At 43.7% G+C, this 22,249-nt stretch carries 22 protein-coding genes; 21 read left to right on the top strand and 1 reads right to left on the bottom strand.

The genetic code is table 11. The annotated features are described in order from the left end of the window. The first annotated feature begins 110 nt into the window (after positions 1-110). Positions 111-1,202, top strand: a complete 1,092-nt coding sequence (locus BM294_RS01050; RefSeq protein ID WP_091204040.1) for a prephenate dehydrogenase — start codon at positions 111-113, stop codon at positions 1,200-1,202. 598 nt (positions 1,203-1,800) lie between these two features. After that, positions 1,801-2,139 carry a hypothetical protein gene (locus BM294_RS01045; protein WP_091204038.1) on the top strand — a complete coding sequence of 113 codons (339 nt, stop codon included), beginning with the start codon at positions 1,801-1,803 and terminating at the stop codon, positions 2,137-2,139. Positions 2,140-2,243: 104 nt separating this feature from the next. Here BM294_RS01045 and BM294_RS01040 read toward each other — a convergent pair whose 3' ends face one another. Beyond that, entirely contained in the window at positions 2,244-2,936 is a 693-nt protein-coding gene (locus tag BM294_RS01040) for a GntR family transcriptional regulator (RefSeq protein ID WP_175494390.1), read from the bottom strand. A 233-nt stretch (positions 2,937-3,169) separates the two neighbouring features. Between BM294_RS01040 and BM294_RS01035 the strand changes: the two genes are divergently transcribed. The 19 genes from BM294_RS01035 (at position 3,170) to ylqF (ending at position 22,202) form a co-directional block, all read left to right on the top strand. Continuing rightward, the gene (locus tag BM294_RS01035) at positions 3,170-4,270 is read left to right on the top strand and encodes a TRAP transporter substrate-binding protein (RefSeq protein ID WP_091204035.1); all 1,101 of its coding nucleotides are present in this window, start codon (positions 3,170-3,172) and stop codon (positions 4,268-4,270) included. A 94-nt stretch (positions 4,271-4,364) separates the two neighbouring features. Further along, positions 4,365-4,856, top strand: coding sequence for a TRAP transporter small permease (locus tag BM294_RS01030; protein ID WP_242944373.1), 492 nt, complete (start codon positions 4,365-4,367; stop codon positions 4,854-4,856). 14 nt (positions 4,857-4,870) lie between these two features. Then, positions 4,871-6,163 carry a TRAP transporter large permease gene (locus BM294_RS01025; RefSeq protein WP_091204033.1) on the top strand — a complete coding sequence of 431 codons (1,293 nt, stop codon included), beginning with the start codon at positions 4,871-4,873 and terminating at the stop codon, positions 6,161-6,163. Between the two features lie 139 nt (positions 6,164-6,302). Further along, on the top strand, positions 6,303-6,497 hold the full coding sequence (locus tag BM294_RS01020; protein ID WP_091204031.1) for a hypothetical protein: 195 nt from the start codon (positions 6,303-6,305) through the stop codon (positions 6,495-6,497). Positions 6,498-6,880: 383 nt separating this feature from the next. Beyond that, the gene (locus tag BM294_RS01015) at positions 6,881-8,974 is read left to right on the top strand and encodes an elongation factor G (protein ID WP_091204029.1); all 2,094 of its coding nucleotides are present in this window, start codon (positions 6,881-6,883) and stop codon (positions 8,972-8,974) included. Between the two features lie 282 nt (positions 8,975-9,256). Beyond that, entirely contained in the window at positions 9,257-10,309 is a 1,053-nt protein-coding gene (plsX, locus tag BM294_RS01010) for a phosphate acyltransferase PlsX (RefSeq protein WP_091204028.1), read from the top strand. 33 nt (positions 10,310-10,342) lie between these two features. Beyond that, on the top strand, positions 10,343-10,582 hold the full coding sequence (gene acpP / locus BM294_RS01005) for an acyl carrier protein (protein WP_091204026.1): 240 nt from the start codon (positions 10,343-10,345) through the stop codon (positions 10,580-10,582). 302 nt (positions 10,583-10,884) lie between these two features. After that, on the top strand, positions 10,885-11,592 hold the full coding sequence (gene rnc, locus BM294_RS01000; RefSeq protein ID WP_091204025.1) for a ribonuclease III: 708 nt from the start codon (positions 10,885-10,887) through the stop codon (positions 11,590-11,592). Next, positions 11,573-14,857: a chromosome segregation protein SMC gene (smc, locus tag BM294_RS00995; RefSeq protein ID WP_091204023.1), complete on the top strand. Its 3,285-nt coding sequence runs from the start codon at positions 11,573-11,575 to the stop codon at positions 14,855-14,857. Before rnc ends, smc begins: the two co-directional genes overlap by 20 nt. A gap of 40 nt (positions 14,858-14,897) precedes the next feature. Further along, the gene (ftsY, locus tag BM294_RS00990) at positions 14,898-15,770 is read left to right on the top strand and encodes a signal recognition particle-docking protein FtsY (RefSeq protein ID WP_091204022.1); all 873 of its coding nucleotides are present in this window, start codon (positions 14,898-14,900) and stop codon (positions 15,768-15,770) included. A 469-nt stretch (positions 15,771-16,239) separates the two neighbouring features. Further along, complete coding sequence (locus BM294_RS00985; RefSeq protein WP_091204020.1) at positions 16,240-16,554, top strand: sigma factor-like helix-turn-helix DNA-binding protein; 315 nt, start codon at positions 16,240-16,242, stop codon at positions 16,552-16,554. Then, positions 16,544-17,941, top strand: coding sequence for a signal recognition particle protein (ffh, locus tag BM294_RS00980; RefSeq protein WP_091204019.1), 1,398 nt, complete (start codon positions 16,544-16,546; stop codon positions 17,939-17,941). Before BM294_RS00985 ends, ffh begins: the two co-directional genes overlap by 11 nt. A 185-nt stretch (positions 17,942-18,126) precedes the next feature. Further along, complete coding sequence (gene rpsP / locus BM294_RS00975; protein WP_091204017.1) at positions 18,127-18,366, top strand: 30S ribosomal protein S16; 240 nt, start codon at positions 18,127-18,129, stop codon at positions 18,364-18,366. Positions 18,367-18,385: 19 nt separating this feature from the next. Next, positions 18,386-18,613, top strand: a complete 228-nt coding sequence (locus tag BM294_RS00970) for a KH domain-containing protein (protein WP_091204015.1) — start codon at positions 18,386-18,388, stop codon at positions 18,611-18,613. 62 nt (positions 18,614-18,675) lie between these two features. Continuing rightward, positions 18,676-19,194, top strand: coding sequence for a ribosome maturation factor RimM (rimM, locus tag BM294_RS00965; RefSeq protein ID WP_091204013.1), 519 nt, complete (start codon positions 18,676-18,678; stop codon positions 19,192-19,194). Beyond that, a complete protein-coding gene (gene trmD, locus BM294_RS00960) occupies positions 19,191-19,973 on the top strand; it encodes a tRNA (guanosine(37)-N1)-methyltransferase TrmD (RefSeq protein WP_091204011.1) in 783 nt (260 codons plus the stop codon). The genes rimM and trmD overlap by 4 nt, the downstream gene beginning before the upstream one ends. A 295-nt stretch (positions 19,974-20,268) precedes the next feature. Next, positions 20,269-20,616, top strand: a complete 348-nt coding sequence (rplS, locus tag BM294_RS00955; protein ID WP_091204010.1) for a 50S ribosomal protein L19 — start codon at positions 20,269-20,271, stop codon at positions 20,614-20,616. Between the two features lie 80 nt (positions 20,617-20,696). Next, the gene (lepB, locus tag BM294_RS00950; protein ID WP_091204008.1) at positions 20,697-21,224 is read left to right on the top strand and encodes a signal peptidase I; all 528 of its coding nucleotides are present in this window, start codon (positions 20,697-20,699) and stop codon (positions 21,222-21,224) included. 93 nt (positions 21,225-21,317) lie between these two features. Further along, the gene (ylqF, locus tag BM294_RS00945; protein WP_091204006.1) at positions 21,318-22,202 is read left to right on the top strand and encodes a ribosome biogenesis GTPase YlqF; all 885 of its coding nucleotides are present in this window, start codon (positions 21,318-21,320) and stop codon (positions 22,200-22,202) included. Positions 22,203-22,249 lie beyond the last annotated feature (47 nt).

Genomic DNA, 22,249 nt, shown 5'->3' with positions numbered 1-22,249 from the left:
TAATGAAAGTACCGTGGATTTAAAAATCTGATTGTTTTGTTGACTTTTGCACTTAAACGCGTTAAAGTGTGTAAGTGTTTTAAATAATAACGAGAAGAGGGAAGCTAATTATGAAAACAGCAGCATTTATTGGATTTGGCCTCATCGGAGGCTCCATTGCAAAGGGACTCAAAAAGAAGGATCCTTCCATCCGCATCATGGCTTATGCAAGAAACAAGTCAAATCTTGAAGTTGCTCAGGAAGAAGGAATCATCAATGTAGTGTTGGACACTCCTGACAGCGAAAGAATTTCAGAGGCTGATATCGTATTCCTTTGCGCACCTGTAGAAACCAACATTTCCTACATGGATAGCATCAGTAAGCTTCTGAAAGAGGGCGCTGTACTTACAGATGTAGGTTCTACAAAAACGGCGGTTTGCAACAAGGCACTTGAGCTTGGACTTCAGGCCAAGTTCATCGGTGGACATCCTATGGCAGGTTCGGAACAGACCGGTTATAAAGCTGCAACAGATTATCTTTTCTCAAATGCTTACTATATCATCACACCGATATCAGACCAGAATCCGAGACTTGTTGATACACTTCGAGAGGTAGCAACATCCCTTGGAGCAATCCCTATCATAGTACCTGCCGAGAGACATGACAGAGCGGTGGCTGCGGTTTCACATCTTCCGCACATCATCGCAAGCTCACTTGTTAATATTGTGAAGGACTCTGACGATGAATCACACCTTATGAAAACTATCGCAGCAGGCGGTTTCAGAGACATTACACGTATCGCAAGCTCAAGTCCGGAGATGTGGGAGCAGATTTGTGACACGAATTCCGTTCCGCTTGTAACACTTCTCGACAGCTACATTGAGTCCCTTCAGGATATCTCAACTTCACTAAAGAAGGAGGTATCGGACAAGAAGATTCTTCATATGTTTGAGAGTTCAAGAGCCTACAGGAACTCTATTGACTCAAAGAACAAGGGTGCCCTGACACCGGATTACAGCTTCTCCGTTGATATCGCAGATGAAGTCGGTGCTATTTCCACTATATCAGTTATCCTTGCATCAAAGGGTATCTCCATAAAGAACATCGGCATCAACAATGCCCGTGACCATGGTGAAGGCGCTCTCCGTATTTCCTTCTACGAGGAAGAGGCAAAGGAGCAGGCAATCACGACACTTAGAAGATATATGTATGATATAAGATGAATACCTACCGGATTAACCGGAAATATATAGTACGTCAGCACCATTGTGCTTGATTTATAGATAAGCCATTATGGCTGACTGACTATTCAAAAAGTATAATGCCAGACTGAAAAATGTCTTTATTTCCAACCGATGTGAGCTATACTAACAAAATGATATCCTTCAGTAGGTTTTGTTAAAAAGAAAGGTTCTTTATATCTTGGGGTCATGGAGAAATGGAGAAGCATAGGGATTCAGTGAAAGCGGAAGATAAATAAATATAAGACTGGAGCACAAAAAAAGAACCTCGAATCCATGAAGCTCACGCCATTTCATCTACCGTTCTTTGTTCGTCACGAATCGTTTTGGATCTGTGAAGCACTCGCCACATCTCTTTAACTTGTTTATATTGTACTGATTTATATACAATTTGTCAATACCAAAATATTGCGATTTTAAGAGAGTTTATAAGCACTCGTTACACTTTCCGTGAAGAAAGATGATTTTTAACTCAGAAAAAAACACATTTAGTTCACAAAATCATGTTAAACTGCTTGAGTTTTGTCCCCGGATTTCAGACAAAAGACGAGGATAATATTTCAAGAAAGGTGGAAGGGAAATGAAACTTGAAGAGTTACAGGCAAATGAAGGCGCAGGTATGACAGAACTCAGAATGACTCTTATGGAAATAGCAAACAATATCAGCAGAAGTATCAATGGGCATTGGTCTGTAGAACCCGATATAAGAGCGGTAGAACCATTTTGCGCATACAGGATCAACGCCAATGAAACCGGCTACGAATTATGCCGTTTTTACCCGTTCCTTGATGCCGATGGTGAACTGCTTATTTCTATCAACTCAACCAGAGTAAATCTGAAATGCAGATATGAGAAAAATCTTGTGTCAGCAATGTATGATATAATCATAAAAAGTGTTTTACCGGCAAAAGCAGTTTAAAAAGCTTTTATCATCACAAGTTATCTTTATCGAATATCAACTTCACAAACAAACCGGAGGCATAAAAGTCTCCGGTTTTATTTTATGAGGATACTTTTGGTGCCCTATGATTTTATGTATCGATTCAATTCATCAGAATATATTCTCGAACCCAATCTTCGAATTCCGCCATATAAGTGTCTGGAAACTATACCTTCTATAGCATCAGAATCTGAACGTTCTATTGCATCCATGAGCTCGGAGTGTTCCTGTAAAACATCGGGGATATTATTTCCACCCATTAGATCTAGTCGTATAAATCTTGAATATCCAGGTTTGGGCTGGCTTATTACATCCCACAGTATTTCTTTATGCATATATTCGAAATATACCTTGTGGAATTCCAAATCTTTGGAAAGAAGTTCATTCATTTCTTCGGGATTTTTTTGAGAAAGGTCTCCCGCAGCTTTGACTGATCGCTCAAAAGCCTGTTGATAAAAACGCAGCTTTTCAATCTGAGGTGGAGTAATAGTCTTTATAAAATCTCTAATGACTTTAACCTCGATGGCAATTCGCATATAAATAAACTGATTCACTTCCTCCAAATCTATAGATGTCACTTTAGTACCAACATGAGGAATTATATCAAGGAAGCCTGCCTGAGCCAGACGCTGGAGGGCACTTCGTATTATGGTTCTGGATACATCGAACCGTGCACTGAGGGCATTTTCACTTAATATCTCCTCAGGCTTTATCCTTAGTGTGACCAAATCATTTTCAAGGATTCTATATATTTCTTCCGAACTATATTTAGACATAATACAATTTTCCTTTAAAACGCTCATTGATGTATACAAGAAGAATTATATCATAAAGTATAATCATCCGTGTAGTATATAACTCAATTTATGCATAATGCACATATTTTCAGCCTTAATGCTGTAAATATCTAATGTATTGACAACAATTTAATTATGAAATAGAATCAAAATATAGAACTTGTATACAAGCAATGTGAGATTTGATTTTTTTATACAAAGGGAGAAAAGTAATGAAAAAAAGATTTCTGGCAACTTTATTGACAGCTACTATGTCTATAGCAATGCTTGCCGGCTGCGGCGCATCAGGAGCAGCATCGACATCAACCGCAGCAGCAAATTCATCTACCGAAACAACTCAGGCTTCCGGTGAAACAAAGGCTGCTGCAGAAGTTGAAAATCTCGGTGATTTCACAATGATCGTTGGACACGCACAGCCTGAAGGTAATCCAAGATTTGTTTCCATGGAAAAGTTTGCTTCAGATGTTGAAGAGAAGACAGGCGGTCATGTCAAAGTTACAGTTTACGGAAATGGTCAGCTTGGCACAGAAAAAGAGATGCTTGAGCAGGTAGTACAGGGAACCGTTCAGGGTATGAGAGGCGGACAGTTTGATTTTTCACCGAGACTTCTTATGTTTACAGCGCCTTTCCTTACACAGAACAGAGCACAGGTTACAGCACTTTTACAGTCAGATCTCGCAAAAAGCGTATGCGCTGAAGCCGAGGAATCTACAGGAACAGTAATTATCAACCTCTGCGATGCCGGCGGATACCGTCAGTTCTCAAACAACAATCATCCTATAAAGACTCCGGATGATCTTAAAGGTCTCAAGATGCGTACCAATGGCATGAAGACCATTGATCTTACCTTCCAGGAGATGGGTGCTTCAACAGTATCTGTTCCTTATGCCGATCTTTACATGGGGCTTAAGACAGGTGTTGCTGATGGACAGGAAAACCCTTGGGTAAATGTTGTCGGTATGAAATTCTATGAGGTACAGAAGTATTTCACAGCGGTTAACTACCAGTTCCATCCGGATCCATTCTATGTAAATGCTTCATGGTGGAATTCACTTCCTGAAGAGTATAGAAACATAATAAGCGAATGCGCAACTGAAATGGGTGAGTATAACGACCAGCTTATTGATGAGAATTCCGAAGCTGCAAAGCAGGAAATCATCGCATCAGGTGCAGAAGTTTATGATCCTACCGAGGATGAGCTTCAGGCTTTCAAGACAGCTGCCGAGCCTGTATACAAGAAGATGATAAGCGAAGGAATCTGCACTCAGGAAGAGATGGATCAGATGCTTGAAATCGTAGCTAATGCAAAGTAACAGCTGCAAAACCGAATAAGATCTTAAAATAGCGCACTATCCTTATGTGCGCTATTTATATGGAAACCTATTAATAGAAGATTAGGAGAATATCGTGAAACAGTTAAGGAAATATGGACGGTGCCTGTTTAATGTTTATTTTAATATCGGAGTGATAGCCCTGGCTTTACTTGCTGTATCGGTTTGTTTTGCAGTTATAATGAGATATTTCTTTTCCAAGAGCTGGAAAGAACTTTCAGAGTTTAATGTAACGCTTTTTGCATTTACAACTTTCTGGGGAATGGGGATAAATGTCATTAAGGGCGAACATGTAATGATTGACATTCTTTATAACTCTTTGAAACCGGGGATAAAAAAGATCCTTAATATTGTAAATCTCATTATTATGCTCATCGTTGATCTTGTGTTTACAGTTCAGGGCTTCAATTATGTAGCTATGGCAGGAAAGCAGATCAGCATGGGTATGGAAATTCCCATGAAGTATATGTACGGAATCATGCCGGTAAGCGGAGTTATCTGTGCGATCTGTATCATTGTGAAGTTGATTGAAGTTTTCCTGCCCGAAGATCAGGCAGAGGCAGCGTGAGGAGGGATACGATCATGGCAATGGTAATACTTTTAGTACTGTTGATCATATTTGCGATAATAGGAGTACCCCTGGCGTTTGCCATTGGTGCAGCATGTATCACTTATATTGAGACATTTTCGCCTAACTTTATAAGTATGATACCTCAGAGAATATGGAATGGTACTTTTTCCGAACTAATGATAGCAATGCCTCTGTTTATGCTTGCTGGTGAGCTTATGAATGTCGGCGGAATCACAGACAGACTTATGAATTTCTGTACCGTTTTAGTTCATCCTATAAATGGTGGTCTTGGAGAGGTGAATGTTGTAGCTTCCATGATATTTGGAGGAATTTCAGGTTCATCTGTTGCAGATACATCTGCTCTTGGATCAATCGAGATTCCCGCAATGGAAGATGCGGGATATCCCAGCGGTACTGCCGCCGGAATCACTGTTGCATCATCAACCATGGGAATGATCATTCCTCCATCAACACCTATGATTGTCTATTCGATGATTTCAGGAGGTTCGGTTGGCGCTTTGTTTATGGCGGGTGCTATTCCGGGAATCCTCATCGGTATCACACAGCTTATACTTGTATATATTCTTTCGGAAAAGAATCATTGGCATCCAAAGAAAACAAAGATTTCAGGCAAGGAAGTAAAGCAGGCTTTATTTGAAGGTCTTCCGGCACTTCTTCTGCCATTGTTCATAATCATCTGTGTATCAGGCGGAGTATGTACCGCTTCTGAAAGTGCCGGTGTAGCGGTTTTGTATTCATTGATTATCGGATTCTTTATTTATCACGAATTAACATGGGCAAAAATCTGGGCTGCTTTAAAAAAGAGCTTTATACAGAGTTCTTCCATAATGATAATCATTGGATTTACAACTATTTTTACATGGGTTCTTACAATGCAGGGAGTCCCTCAGATGGTTGCAGCATTTTTTGAGGGATTGAATCTTCCGAGATTTTGCGTAGCAATCATATTTGTTCTGCTGATTCTTATGATTGGAACATTTATCGATGTTTCTCCTGCCATACTGCTTCTTACACCGATTCTTTTACCGGTTATGCATGCGTATGGTTTTTCTACACTTCAGTTTGGGGCAATCATTATAACCGGACTTGCTATAGGCCTTGTTACGCCCCCTGTAGGAATGTGTCTGAATGCATGTAACAAGATAAACGGCATGCCGGTTATTGAAATATTCAGACATGCACTTCCGTATATCACCTGTAATATAGTTGTTCTTGTTGCTATAGCAATATTTGAACCTCTCACAACATGGCTTCCGCTAATGTTGGGATATAGCTTAAACTGATTGAAATAATACTCCTTAAATACAAATCAGGAAATGATTGAGTCATGAATTATCCCTTGAAATCCTACTACTTATAACTGATGGAGTTGTTGCCGAGTGATAATGTAGTAACTTAGGAAATAGTATTGAGGGATTTATTATGAACGAAGAAGAGTTAAAGAGACAGCTTGCTGAAGCCGGTGGCATTTCGGTGTGGATGAATAATAGTGATCCCGTTGCTGCAGGAATGAAGATGGCCAGTCTTGCGCATTATTTAAAGGATAAGCCTGATGCTGAGCAACGTGCGATTATCAATGACATTAGGATCAGAGGGATAGATGATGCTTTGAAATGAACCTGTCCGGGTGTCTATGATTCAGTGCCTGTTATTATGATGCAGATAAGCCAATAGTCATAAATGTAAAATCGAAAGCTTGTCATTCCGGTTTTCATGAAATCGTTGCATCCAATAAACATTTTTCATATCTGTTTTTAATTTTTCATATCATCCTTCAGGCATTTCGCCCGAAGGATTTTTATTTTGTTTTTATATTCTTTATACATATTTTCCTAAATTCTTGTATTAACCTCTCTTTTTTAGTAAAATACTTACATATTACATACTTCGTATGCATACAGCGGTTTGGGAAGTCGTGAAATCCGGACCGCAGCGCCCGGTCACTTGCCGAAGGCGAATATAAAAGTGACAGGCGTTTGAGAAGACAGGAGGTAAGACTTATGAAGGTATTTGACACCGGCAACATACGTAATGTTGTTCTCTTGGGACATGGCGGCGCAGGAAAGACAACTGTAGCCGAGGCGCTTGCTTACGTAACCGGCACAACAAGCCGTATGGGCAGCATCCCAGAGGGCAACACAGTTTCAGATTTTGACAAAGAAGAAATCAAAAGAAAGTTTTCTATCTCCACATCAACCATCCCGGTTGAATACAAGGGTGAGAGCGGAGATTTAAAGATCAATATACTCGACACTCCGGGTTACTTCGATTTCGTGGGCGAAGTAGAGGAGGCTATCTCAGTTGCTGACGCAGCCATCATCGTTGTGAACTGTAAGGCAGGCGTAGAGCCCGGCACAGTCAAGGCATGGGATATCTGTGAGAAGTTCCACATTCCACGTATGTTCTTCGTAACCAACATGGATGATGATCATGCATCATTCCGTCAGCTGGTACTCGATCTTGAGAAGCGCTTCGGCAGATCTGTCGCACCTTTCCAGATTCCAATCCGTGAAAATGAAAAATTCGTAGGTTTCGTAAACGTAGTTAAGATGGAAGGACGTAAGTTCACCAATCTCAACCAGTATGAAGCCGCAGAGATTCCTGACTATGTAGAGAAGAACCTTAATATCGCAAGAAATGCGCTCCTTGAAGCGGTTGCCGAGACTTCCGACGAGTTCATGGAGAAGTATTTCGGCGGTGAAGAGTTCACAGTCGAAGAGATTCAGGCTGCATTAAGAGCAAGCGTAAAGACCTGTGAGATGGTTCCTGTACTTATGGGTTCCGGCATCAACATACAGGGATTCAATGTTCTTCTTCAGGTTATCGACAAGTACTTCCCGGCTCCGGACGAGTTCGAGACTGTCGGCGTTGACGCTTCAAACGGCGAACGTTTCACAGCGAAGTACAATTCAGATGCCACACTTACCGCTAAGGTCTGGAAGACCATCGCAGATCCGTTCATGGGCAAATATTCTCTGCTCAAGGTTTGCACCGGAACCCTTACACCTAACACTGAAGTTTACAATGTAAACAAGGAACAGGTTGAAAAGGTAGGAAAGATCTACATACTTCGCGGAAAAGAGAATATAGAGGTTACTGAGTTAAAGGCCGGAGATATCGGTGCAGTGGCAAAGCTTACTGTTACCGCTACAGGCGACACCATGGCTGACAGAAATGCTCCTATCATTTACCATGGACCTCAGATTTCAAAGCCTTACACATATAAGGCTTATCGTGCCGAGAACAAGACTGATGAAGATAAGCTTTCAACAGCTCTTGCACGTATGATGGACGAGGACAAGACACTGAAGACCGTTGCAGATCCCGGTAACCGTCAGTCACTTATCTACGGTATAGGTGATCAGCAGCTTGAGGTTGTTGCATCCATGATCAAGGAGCGTTTCAATGTAAACATTATCCTTGAGAAGCCAAGATTCGCTTACAAGGAGACCATCAAGAAGGTTGCCAAGGTTCAGGGCAGATACAAGAAGCAGTCCGGCGGACACGGTCAGTTCGGCGATGTCATCATGCAGTTCGAGCCATCAGGCGATCTTGATACACCTTACATCTTCGAAGAGAAGGTATTCGGTGGTGCGGTTCCCAAGAATTACTTCCCTGCTGTTGAAAAGGGTATCCAGGAAGGGACAGAGAAGGGACCTCTTGCAGGTTACCCTGTAGTTGGTATCAAGGCTACACTCCTTGATGGTTCATACCATCCTGTAGATTCTTCCGATATGGCATTCAAGACCGCTGCCAATATGGCATTCAAGGATGCTTTCATGAAGTGCCAGCCTGTCATCCTTGAACCTATCGCAGCCGTCAAGATCACCGTTCCTGACGCAAACACAGGTGATATCATGGGCGATATGACAAAGCGTCGCGGAAGAGTTCTCGGCATGGAGTCTATCGGACAGGGCAAGCAGGTCGTTCAGGCTGAAGCTCCTATGTCAAGTCTCTACGGCTACAGCACAGACCTTCGATCAATGACCGGTGGTGCCGGTGATTACGAGTATGAGTTCGTAAGATATGAGCAGGCTCCTGGTGACGTTCAGAAGCAGATCGTTGAGGAGAATGCTGCTGAGGCAGAAAAGTAAAACTGAATTTAAGAGTTTTCAACTCCCTTGCCCTTCCCGGTCAAGGGAGTTTTAGTGTATAAATCCAAGGCGTGATCGAAGCGTCCTTTATGTCAGAGAAAATCGATCACATCAGTATGTTCCGTGCCCGGCAATGCTTTATCCCCCTACTTGACGCAAAACATCGTGCATATTAGAATAGCAAAGTATGTATAAAGCATTACTATGCCCATAAGCGGCATGATTAGTTGACTGCCAAAATCCCAAACATGGCGCAGCAACAATACATCAGATTGGAGCAAGATGGTTAGAATAGCTATAGATTGTATGGGCGGAGACAATTCACCTTCCGCCATCGTTAAAGGTGCACTTGATTCTCTCAAGTCAACAGCCGATACAAAGCTTTTTTTATTTGGACCCGAAGAAGCCGTAAAGAAGGAGCTTTCCTATGCAAAGGAGTGCGGAATCAGCGAGACCGAGCTTTCTGAGCGTGTAGAGGTCATGGATGCCGCAGAGGTCATCACTCTTCATGAATCACCAGTCACCGCAATCAGACGAAAGAAGGACTCAAGCATCGTCAAGGCCCTTCACTTTATAAAAGAAGGCAATGCTGACGCTTTCATCTCAGCCGGTTCCAGCGGAGCCGTACTTGCAGGCGGGCAGCTCATCGTCGGCCGTGCCAAGGGAGTACCACGTCCTCCATTCGGAGCACTTATCCCGACTCAAAAAGGAGTTACCCTGCTGCTTGACAGCGGTGCCAATGTTGACTCAAAGCCTGAATGGCTTGTTCAGTACGCCAAGATGGGCACCATTTATATGAGAGAAGTCGTAGGCATCAAAAATCCTGTTGTAGGTCTCGTAAATGTTGGTGTCGAGGAAGAAAAGGGTAACCAGCTCGTCAAGGAAACCATGCCTCTTCTTAAGGAAGTAAAGGACATCAACTTCAAAGGCTCATGTGAAGCAAGAGACATTGTTTTCGGAGAGTGTGACGTAGTCATCTGTGATGCATTTGTGGGCAACTGCATTCTCAAGATGTACGAGGGCGTCGGAAAGATGCTTCTCGGCGAGATAAAGAGTGCCATCAAGTCCAGCCCGATTTCACTTCTGGGCGGTGCGCTCATCAAGGGCTCTCTTAAGAACACACTCAAGAAGTTTGATGCAAAGCAGTACGGCGGAGCGCCTGTACTCGGTCTCAAAGGACTTGTTGTAAAGGTACACGGCAATACCGACGGACGCGAAATCACACACGCGGTTCAGCAGTGTTACGATTTCGTAAAAGCTGATGCGGTGGCAAAGATTGCCGAAAGCATCGAGGCTGAGACTGCCGAAAAGGAAAACAGTACAGTAAACCCTTAATAAAGTCATCATGGTGACAGATTGGAGAATATTATGGAATTTGAAAAATTAAAAGAGATCATCACAAAGGAAGTTTCACATGTTGAAGCTGACAAGATCACTCTTACAGCAAAGTTTGTAGATGATCTTGAGATGGACTCGCTGGATGTTGTTCAGGTGGTTATGGCCATCGAAGAGGAGTTCGGAATCGAAGTTCCCGATGATGCTGCAGAGCATATGATCACAGTTCAGGATGCTGTATCAGCCATTCAGGAAGCTGTAAAGAACAAGTAAAACATGATTCGGGTGAGCTTCAGATCCCTCATGTTTTCCTGCGATGCCTAATGAAACGCTGATTAAAGCGTTTCCCCGGCCGGATTTTCGATGTGAAACATCAACTTCCTTTAAAAATCCGTGCCCCGGCGCCGGAGGCTCTTGGCAAAACACTGATATAATCAGTATTTTGCCAAGTTGAATTCTTTTGACACGCATCACTATATACGTTCAGAATTATGTGAGTGGCATTTCGTGTCACTCACTGATTTACTTTCCGGTCGTTACATAACGGCCTATCACAAAACCATAAAGGAGAATTAATGAACACCAATTTAGAAATGCTCCAGGACGCGCTGGGGTATCATTTCAATGATGTAGGACTGCTGAAACATGCTCTTACTCATCCATCATTCAGCAACGAAAACGGAGAACCCAAGGAAGCATCAAATCAGAGACTGGAATTTTTAGGAGATGCTGTTCTCGAGTTGATATCAAGCGTATTTCTTTTCAATCGCACTCCTGTATTACAAGAGGGTGTCATGACCAAGGTTCGTGCCGCGCTGGTATGTGAGCCAACACTTGCAGAAGCTGCCCGCAAGGTAAATCTTGGTGATTACATCATTTTAGGCAAGGGTGAAGCAAGAGAATGTATCAACAATCGTGATTCAGTCATTTCGGATGCATTTGAATCTGTTATAGGTGCAATGTATCTGGATGGCGGTTTTGAGCAGGCAGAGAAATTCGTGAAAAAATTTGTGCTGTCTGACATTGAAAATACAGGCCTTTACAGAGATGCCAAGACTGTTCTTCAGGAATATGTTTCACAGAACAAGATGGAACTGGAATATAAGGTCATAGAAGAGTCCGGACCATGTCACGACAGATTCTATCGTGTACAGGCCATCCTCGACAACAAGGAGTATGGTATCGGTGAAGGCTCAAGCAAGAAGAAGGGTGAGCAGGGCGCTGCCTACCAGACATTAAAGCAGATTAAGGCGGAAACCGGATATGTATTTAAAATCTATTGAGATTCATGGCTTTAAGTCCTTTGCAAACAAGACTGTCCTCGATTTCAGTAAAGGAGTCACAGGTATAGTAGGACCTAACGGCTCCGGAAAATCAAACATCTCCGACGCAGTACGTTGGGTACTTGGTGAACAGAAGGTCAAGCAGCTTCGTGGTTCATCCATGCAGGATGTCATCTTTGCAGGTACCCAGCTTCGTCGTCCCCAGAGTTCCGCATTTGTAGCTATAACTCTCGACAATTCCGACAGAATTCTGAATATCGACTATGATGAAGTGACTGTTTCGAGACGTCTGTACCGTTCCGGTGAGTCCGAGTACATGCTTAACGGTACCGAATGTCGTCTCAAGGATGTCAACGAGCTCTTCTACGATACCGGTATCGGTAAAGATGGATACAGTATCATCGGACAGGGTCAGGTAGAGAAGATTCTTTCCGGTAAACCGGAGGAACGCCGAGACCTTTTCGATGAAGCAGTAGGTATCGTTAAGTTCAAGCGTCGTAAGGCTTTGGCTGAGAAAAAGCTCAGCGATGAGCAGGCCAACCTCACCCGTGTCACTGACATTCTGAATGAGTTGGAACGTCAGGTCGGGCCTCTCAAGAAACAGTCCGACGAAGCAAGACAGTACCTCTCTATCCGTGATGAACTTGTCAATGCAGATTCAAACCTCTTTATCCGCGACATGGACGATACCCTGAAGGGTCTCGATTCTGTCAATGAAAACGCCAACACCGTCAATGACGAGTTGGATGCCGTAAAGAAGGAATCCGAAGAGCTGAACGGCAAGTACACAGAGATTGAATCAAAAATCAGAGCTCTGGATGAAGAACTCAGCCGGGCAAAGGATGAGATCAACAAATCAGACCTTTTAAAGACCAATCTCCGCGGACAGATAGATGTCTTAAACGAACAGATAAATACAGAGAAGAACAATGCCCTCCACTATACCCAGCGTATCAATGCATTACAGAAGGATATGTTCGACCGCATCTCTCAGATTGAGGATAACCTCAGTCTCCTGAAGTGGATAAAAGAACAGATCAGTTTCATCAAGGATAATAAAGCCGGCACCGACGAGATGATGGAGAATATCGATCTTGATCTCGAGATGATCCGCTCAACCATGGATGAAACAGAGCTTACGGTATCATCCTGTATGGGGGCTGATTTCCAGCTTGAAGACCGTCCTGTAAAGGAGTCCGAAAAGGCTTCCAATATAAAGAGTGACGGATTCCTTTCAAACATTGAAGAGCAGCGCAAAGAACTGGAAAGACTTAACCTGAGACTGGAAGAGGTCAAACAGCTGATTGCATCAGATTCACAGCTCGTTATGAAACTTGGCGAGATGAATCAGCAGTTACGCGATCAGATAAATCACAAAACCCGTGAGCATGACAGTCTCCGCAACCGTCTGGAAACTCTCCGCAATCTGGCTGAGCGTTATGAGGGCTATGGTAATGCCATAAAGATGGTCATGGATCGTCGTGATCAGGAGCATGGAATCCTCGGCGTTGTGGCAGATCTCATTGAAGTTCCAAAGGATTATGAAACTGCCATTGAGACAGCTCTAGGCGGTTCCATTCAGAACGTGGTAACCGAAGACGAAAATACCGCCAAAAACATGGTACAGTTCCTCAAGCAGCACCGTTACGGTCGTGCCACATTCCTTCCTTTGACCAACATTAAAGGAAAACGTGACGAGAACTGCGAAAGAGCAAGTTCCGAGAAGGGGGCCATCGGTCTTGGATGTGACCTCATCAAGTTTGATTCGAAGTATAAGACGCTTTCCGAGTACCTTCTCGGAAGAGTTCTGGTAGTTGACAGGATTGAAACCGCGCTTCAGATTCAGAGGAAGTACCGCCAGTCCCTTCGTATCGTTACTCTCGAGGGTGATCTTCTTAATCCGGGAGGTTCAATCTCCGGTGGTTCCTTCAAGAACAATTCGAACCTTATGGGACGTAAGCGTGAACTTGAAGAGATAGAAGAACACATCGAGACATCAAAGAAGACCATCGATGAACTCAGTCGCAAACTTTCGGATTCCGAAAGCAGACGAGACATTGCCAAGGCATCTGTCGAGTCTCATCGTCAGGAGATAGAAAAGCTCACCATCGAGCAGAATACTCAGACCATGGCCATTGCTTCACAGATCAATGTCGAGTATTCTTCACTTTCGACACGTACAGATTTCGTCACAGAGAATCTTCACAGACTCAACTCTGAGCTCGAAGATATTACCGGCGAAAAGGGTATGATGGAGGATTCACAGCAGAATTCCGACAGTGTTCTTCAGGGAAAGGAAGAGAAGATCCGTGAACTTGAAGCATTGATTCAGAATGCCGACACCGCAGCCGAAGCTCTCAACGGACAAATGGCAAAAAATGAAGAAAGCAAGGCGAAACTTCAGGAAGAGCGTGCCTCATTCTTCCAGAAAAAGGACGAAATATCGGTTCGACTCCTTGATATGGAAAAGGAATCCATGCGTGTCCAGAACAAGAAGGAAAAGCTGGATGAAAAGATCGATAAGCTCACCAACTACATGTTTGACGAGTACGGTCTCACCTACGAAGAAGCAAAGAAACGTTATTCCGATGAGTACAAGAACACCAACGAGGTCCGCACACTTGTTAATCAGTTGAAGGGGCAGTTAAAGGCTCTCGGTCCTGTTAACCTTGATGCCATTGAGCAGTATAAGGAAGTATCCGAGCGATATGAATTCCTGAATAACCAGTACCTTGATCTTACAGAATCAGAGAAATCTCTTAACGAGATCATCGAAGAGCTTGATCAGGGTATGCGTAAACAGTTCAATGAAAACTTCAAACTCATACAGGAACAGTTCAACAAGACCTTCAAGATACTTTTCGGTGGCGGACAGGGACGACTCGAGCTTGACACGGATGATCCGGATGTTCTTACAGCATCCATCTCCATCATCGCAGAGCCGCCCGGAAAGAAGCTTCAGAACATGATGCAGCTTTCCGGTGGAGAGAAGGCCCTTACCGCCATAGCTCTTCTGTTTGCCATCCAAAGTCTGAAACCTTCACCATTCTGTCTACTTGACGAGATTGAGGCGGCGCTGGATGACTCAAACGTATCACGTTTTGCAGAGTATCTGCACACGCTTGTACAGACACAGTTCATCGTCATCACACACCGTAGAGGTACCATGGAGAATACCGACCGTCTGTTCGGTATCACCATGCAGGAGAAGGGTGTATCAACTCTGGTATCCGTAGATCTGGTACAGGATCAGCTGGACGCCTGATTAAGGAAAAACTCATCTATCACAAAGGAGATATCAGCTCATGGCTAATTTCTTTTCAAAACTTATAAACAATATCTTTCAGTCCAACGAAGTTGCGGATGACGCATTCTACGAGGATCTGGAAGATGCGATGATCATGTCCGATGTAGGCGTCACTACAACCCTGAAGGTTATTGACGCTGTAAAAACCGAAGCTTCCCGCCAGGGAGTGAACACCACCAGAGAAATCAAAAAGATTCTTCGTGATTACCTTTACGAACTGATGCGTGTGGATGATTCCTACTATGACTTTGAGAAACAGAAAAGCATCATTTCCGTCATCGGTGTAAATGGCGTCGGAAAGACTACTTCCATCGGAAAGCTCGCAAAGAACTTCAAGGACCAGAATAAGAGAGTTATTCTTGCGGCAGCCGACACATTCAGAGCCGGTGCCATTGAGCAGCTCAAGGAATGGGGAAACCGTATCGACGTTGATGTCATAGCACAGAAGGAAGGTTCCGATCCTGCCGCAGTAGTATTTGATGCCCTTCAGTCATTCAAAAGAAAGAATGCGGATCTCCTCATCATTGACACAGCGGGAAGACTTCATAATAAGAAGAATCTCATGCAGGAACTCGGGAAGATCAACAGAATCATTGATAAGGAATTTGCCGAAGGCTACAGAGAGACACTTGTAGTTCTCGATGCCACCACCGGACAAAATGCCATGTCACAGGCCGAGATATTCAAAGATGCCTGTGAAGTAACAGGCATCATCCTTACAAAGATGGACGGAACAGCCAAGGGCGGTATCGCACTTGCCGTGCAGTCAGAGCTTGGACTCCCTGTAAAGTATATCGGTGTAGGTGAAAAGGCTTCTGATCTGCGACGCTTTGATTCCAAAGAGTACGTGGATTCCATATTCGAGGATTGATTTTACTGATTTTGGGCAAGTTTCCCCAATAATAATCCTGCATTAACCAGATGATCAATGGAACGGCTAAAGAGAGCTCCGCGTTTCAACTTGAACGCCACTGGGATTGAGCAGGTGGATTGCATTTTATAACGGGACGCTTCGGTGGAAAAATCTGAAACAGCCCCCTAAGAAACACCAGGCCCCCGGCAGTTTCTTAGTATTCCTGATGAATACTAAGAATTGCCGGGGGAAACAAGGAAAAATCCAAGTGTTTCTAATGGGACTGTTTTGATTTTTCACACCGTAGCTTTACGTTATAAAATCGCACCCCACCTGCTCAATCCTATCATCGCTCAGGCCAGAACCGTGCACCATCTTTAATCTCAATAAACATAATTATTTTCAAAACAAAAAAGCGCCTGTCAATATTTTTTGTTGACAGGTGCTTTTTTTATGTTATACTAGCAAAGGTTTGAGGGAGAACTCTATGGATGATTTTGTAGTACGCGGCAATCTGTATGAGCTTTACGGCGGATTGCTCAATGAAAACCAGCGAAAGGTTTATGAGTACCACGTAATTGATGATATGAGCTTCACAGAGATCGGTGAGGAGCTCGGCACATCAAGACAGGCTGCTCAGGAGCTTTTCAGAAGAGCTGATAAAAAGCTTCAGGATACAGAAACCACTCTCGGACTTCAATCCAAACTCAGGCATATACGTGAACGTGCTGTAATGATACTCGAGCACACAGAAGATAAAGAAATCCAGAAACTGGCAGGAGAAATCATAGATGGCGTTTGAAAATCTGACAGACAGATTAACCAATATATTTTCCAATCTCGGTCATAAAGGAAAGCTTACCGAAGATGATGTAACACAGGCACTCAGAGAAGTACGTATGGCGCTCCTCGAAGCCGATGTCAACTTCAAACTTGTTAAGGACTTTATTGCCAAGGTCAAGGAGAAAGCAATCGGAGAAGAGATTCTCAACAGTCTTACTCCGGCACAGACAGTTGTAAAGATCGTCAATGATGAACTCACATCCATGATGGGTTCTGAAACTACTGAAATCGTGCTTAAGCCCGCGAGTGACATTTCCGTTATCATGATGGTAGGTCTTCAGGGTGCAGGTAAAACAACAACAGCTGCAAAGCTTGCGGGAAAGTTCAAGTCAAACGGACGTACACCTGTGCTTGTAGCCTGTGACATTTACAGACCGGCCGCCATTGACCAGTTGAGAGTCAATGCCGAGAAGGTCAATGTTCCTTTCTTCTCACTGGGAGATAAGGTAGATCCTGTAGAGATAGCAAGACGGGCTATCGTCGAGGCAAAGGAAAAGCACTACAACGTAGTTATCCTTGATACCGCAGGTCGTTTACAGATTGACGAAAGGCTCATGGATGAGCTTGAAAACATCAAGAAAGCTGTTTCGGTTCAGTGGACAGTACTGACAGTCGATGCTATGACCGGTCAGGAAGCCGTTAATGTTGCCGAAACATTTTCAGACAAAGTCGGCATAGACGGTGTCATCCTCACCAAGTGTGACGGTGATACACGAGGAGGTGCCGCACTTTCCATCAAGGCCATGACAGGTAAGCCTATCTTGTACCTGGGTATGGGCGAGAAACTTGATGACCTTGAGCAGTTCTATCCGGACCGTATGGCCGGAAGAATCCTCGGCATGGGCGATGTGCTTTCCCTTATCGAGAAAGCTGCCAAGAATATCGACGAGGAGAAGAGCCGTGAGTCAATGGGCAAGCTTACAAGAGGTAAGTTTGACTACAACGACTTCATGGACCAGATGGATCAGATGTCGAAGCTTGGTGGCCTCGGCGGTATCCTGAAGATGCTTCCAGGTCTATCCGGACTCGGGGATATCGATATGGACGATACCGAAAAGCAGCTCGGTAAAGTTCGTGCCATCATCCAGTCCATGACAGCAAAGGAAAGAGCCAATCCCGATCTCATCAATCCTTCCAGAAAGCGTCGTATCGCCAATGGTGCAGGAGTAGATATTGCAGAAGTCAATCGTATAGTTAAACAGTTCGAGCAGATGCGCAAGATGATGAAGCAGTTCGGCGGTGCTATGCGAAGCAAACACGGTCGCGGGGGCTTAGGCGGTTTCGGAGGTCTCGGTAATCTCGGAAATCTGGGCGGCTTTGGTCGCGGGGGAAGATTTCCTTTCTGATGCACTCACCGTCAGTGAACAATCGCAATATAAATTAAGTAATTGATACATTTAAACTGAATCAATCAAACACCGGGGTGTATTGTATTCCATACAGCCCGAACAGAAGCATTAACCATAGATTTAACAGTAATCAACTGTTGATCATATATACATTTATTTTTTGAAAAATAGGAGAAAAAACCATGTTAAAGATCAGATTAAGAAGAATGGGACAGATTCACGCACCTTTCTACAGAGTAATCGTTGCAGATTCAAGATCACCAAGAAACGGTAAGTTCATCGAGGAGATCGGTACATACAACCCATGTGTTGAGCCATCAGAGATCAAGATTGATGCTGAGAAGGCTAAGCAGTGGATTTCAAACGGTGCACAGCCAACTGAGTCTGTAGCAAAGCTTCTTAAGAGAGCCGGAATTAACTAATCCGCCGAGAGGAGACCTAATGAAGGAATTACTCGAAACAATTGCCAAAGCCCTTGTTCAGAATCCTGACGATGTTTCTGTCGTTGAGGAAAACAGGGATGGTGAGATCGTCCTGACCCTTTCTGTGAATGAGCAGGATATGGGTAAGGTCATCGGACGTTCAGGTCGTATCGCAAAGGCAATCCGTTCTGTTATGTCTGCTGCCGCTAGTAAGGCAGATATCAAGGTATCCGTAGATATAAAATAATCATTGATTACTCAGTATAGTTTTTTACTATGCTGAGTTTTGTTGTTAATATAAAGGAAATTATGCAGGAAAAACTTAGAGTCGGTACAGTAGTTACCACCCATGGTCTTAAAGGCGAAGTTAAGGTTTATCCGACAACTGATGATCCGGATAGATACTATGATTTAAAGAAGGTCTGGCTGGATCGTTCAGGTTCAATGAAGGATATGATCCAGCTTGAAGTACAGAATGTAAGATTTTTCAAGAATCTTGCCATCGTCAAGTTCGCAGGCTTCGACAACATAGATGATGTCATCCCGTTCCGTAAGGGAGAGCTTTATGTAGACAGAGCCGATGCCATCCCTCTCGCTGAAGGCGAATATTTCATCGGAGACATCATTGGCTGCAAGGTCATCACTGATGAAGGTACAGAACTCGGAACCGTTAAGGAGTTCATCGAAACAGGTGCCCATGATGTCATGCTTGTAAAGACAGAAGGAAAAGACCTTATGATTCCTTATTGTGAGCCGTTTATACTTGAGAAGGCTCCTGAAGAAGGATATATCAAGGTACACCTTATACCGGGACTTTTAGATCTATGAAGAATTATTACGTGATGACACTTTTTCCGGAGCTCATCGAAAATGTCACAAAAGAAAGCATTTCCGGAAGAGCTATCAAGTCCGGACTTATGTCAGTTACCGCTTTCAATATACGAGACTATACAAAAGACGCCCACAATCATGTGGATGACTATCCCTACGGCGGTGGAGCCGGTATGCTCATGCAGGTGCAGCCGGTAGTAGACTGTTACAAGCACATAGTCAACAAGATCGGACACAGACCGGCTAGAGTCCTTTTCATGTCTCCACAAGGCAGAACATTTGATCAGAAGATGGCTGAGGAACTGGCACAGGAAGAAGATATCCTGTTCCTTTGCGGTCACTACGAGGGCATAGACGAACGCGCACTCGAGATTCTGGATGTTGAAAATGTTTCCATCGGAGATTATGTACTGACAGGCGGTGAACTACCTGCCCTCAGCATGATAGATTCCATTTCCCGCCTGGTTCATGGAGTACTCAATAAAGACGAGTCTCATGAAATCGAAAGTTTCTCTGACGGACTGTTGGAATATCCTCAGTATACAAGACCTGAAAATTTCGAAGAACATTACGTTCCAAAGATCCTTCTTTCAGGAGACCACAAAAAGGTTGATGAATGGCGTCATCAGATGAGCCTTGAAAGAACCAGAGAACGCCGCCCGGATCTGTATGAAAAGTACGTTGCGGAGCATCCCGACGAGTTTGCTCCAAAGAAGCCGAAAAGGCGTCGCAGAAAGACTAACGGTACGGAAACACAGTCAACTGACAGTATCTGAGGAAACACTGATTATATCAGTTTTTCCTCAGAGTCTCCGGCACCGGGGCACGGATTTTCAAAGGAAGTTTACACTTCTCATCGAAAATCCGTCCGGAGAAACGCTTTAATCAGCGTTTCCTAAAAATAGTCTAAATTCGCTTGCATTATGCATGGATGTATGTTAAATTACAAAAGTTGTGACTAAAAGAGATATTCCTCTGACGGTTCCGATGCTCGGAATAGGGGATTCCGGATATATAAGGCCGGACGAGAAATCCGTGAATGAATGTCAAATAGTATTAGGAGGTAGCACAATGGCAAACAGCGATATCATCAAGAGCATTGAGCAGGGTCAGCTTAAGGCTGAGGTTCCCAGCTTCAACACAGGTGACACAGTAAAGGTTTACAACAAGATCAAAGAGGGTAACCGCGAGAGATTACAGGTTTTCGAGGGTACAGTTCTCAAGATCCAGGGTGGTTCAAACAGAATCACATTCACAGTTAGAAAGACATCTAACGGTGTAGGTGTTGAGAAGACCTGGCCACTTCACAGCCCAATGGTTGAGAAGGTTGAGGTTGTTAGAGCTGGTAAGGTTAGAAGAGCTAAGCTTACATATCTCAGACAGCGTACAGGTAAGGCAGCTAAGGTTAAGGCTCTGTAATCTGTTATTGATTAAGATCTTTTGGGGTGTTCCGTTTACGGGATGCCCCTTTTCTTAATTAACCAAATCGAGGGATCATTATGCGGGAAAAGAGTTTCATACAAAAAACAGTACATACACTAACCAATATATTTGTTCTTATCGCGCTGGCCTGGTTCATAGTACACAGTTTCCTCACTACCGTGGAGATATCAGGGCACAGCATGGAACCGGGCTTATCATCCGGTGAGATCGCACTGGTCGATACATTGAAATACAAGTTCTTAAAGCCTTCACGCCTTGATGTGGTTATTTTTCAGAAGAATGATTCTACAGAGAATATCAAAAGAGTCGTAGGTCTTCCGGGCGAAACTGTGGTCATCCAGAATGGCCGTATATACATAAACGGAACACTTCTTGAAAGTGATAAAATATCAAACATTTCCCTTGCCGGCATTGCAGAAAAGCCGGTTCAGCTCATGGAGGACGAATACTTCCTTATCGGAGACAATGCCGACTCTTCCGAAGACAGCCGTTTTATCAACGTCGGAAATGTTCATAAATCCCAAATCACCGGTAAGGTCTGGTTCATATTATTACCTTTAGATAAAATAAATTTTGTCAAATAAAACTTCGGAGAAAAACTCCGTATTTCCTCAGTTTGCAGTTTTAAACATGGACAGTAATTCAGTCCGTATCTGTACCTAAAAAAGGAGATTTAAATGCATATTCAATGGTATCCCGGTCATATGGCCAAGGCAAAACGAAATATTCGCGAAGATCTGAAGCTTGTAGACCTGGTTATCGAAGTAGTTGATGCCCGTTGTCCGGAGTCTTCAAGAAACCCGGATGTAGACAGTTTTGCAAAGGAGAAATCACGTATACTTCTTCTTAACAAAGCCGACCTTGCAGATAAGAAGGAAACCAAAAGATTTGCTTCCTACTATGCAAAGAAGGGCTTCTATACTATGGAAATCGATGCCAGAAACAAGGGAAGCCTCAAAAAACTCCCATCACTTATCGATGAAGCATGCCAGCCGCTGATTGAAAAGAATCTGAAGCGCGGTATCAAAACTCCAACCATCAGAGCCATGGTTCTTGGCATTCCAAATGTCGGTAAGTCAACATTTATCAATACCTATGTTGGAAAGGCAATGGCAAAAACCGGAAATAAGCCCGGTGTCACCAGAGGAAACCAATGGATCAATGTGGGCAAGCGCCTTCAGCTTCTTGATACTCCGGGTATCACCTGGCCAAAATTCGAGCGCGAGATAGTCGGTCTCAACCTTGCCATGATCGGATCAATCAACGATCAGATCATCAACATTGACGAGCTGGTATTTTACCTTTTGAAATACCTGGTCCGTTACTATCCTGATGCCCTCACAAACCGCTATGGAGAGACTGTAACCGATGACGAGGAAGCTATCAAAGTATTCGATGCCATCGGAAAGAAGCGCGGCTGCATCAAGAAAGGCGGAGACGTTGACTATTCAAAAACCGCCAAGATAATCCTTGATGATTTCAGAAGCGGACGTCTCGGAAACATTACTCTGGAACATGTTCCTGGTGGTATTGATGACGAACAGGATCAATCCGAAACCTAATAATATGCACTTTCGATACCGGCATCAGCAGTATTTCCCATTAGACT

Source organism: Oribacterium sp. WCC10 (genome assembly GCF_900113415.1).
Classification (GTDB): domain Bacteria; phylum Bacillota; class Clostridia; order Lachnospirales; family Lachnospiraceae; genus Oribacterium.
The sequence above is the reverse complement of the archived record's forward strand: the minus strand, read 5'-3'. Positions and strand labels throughout refer to the sequence as shown.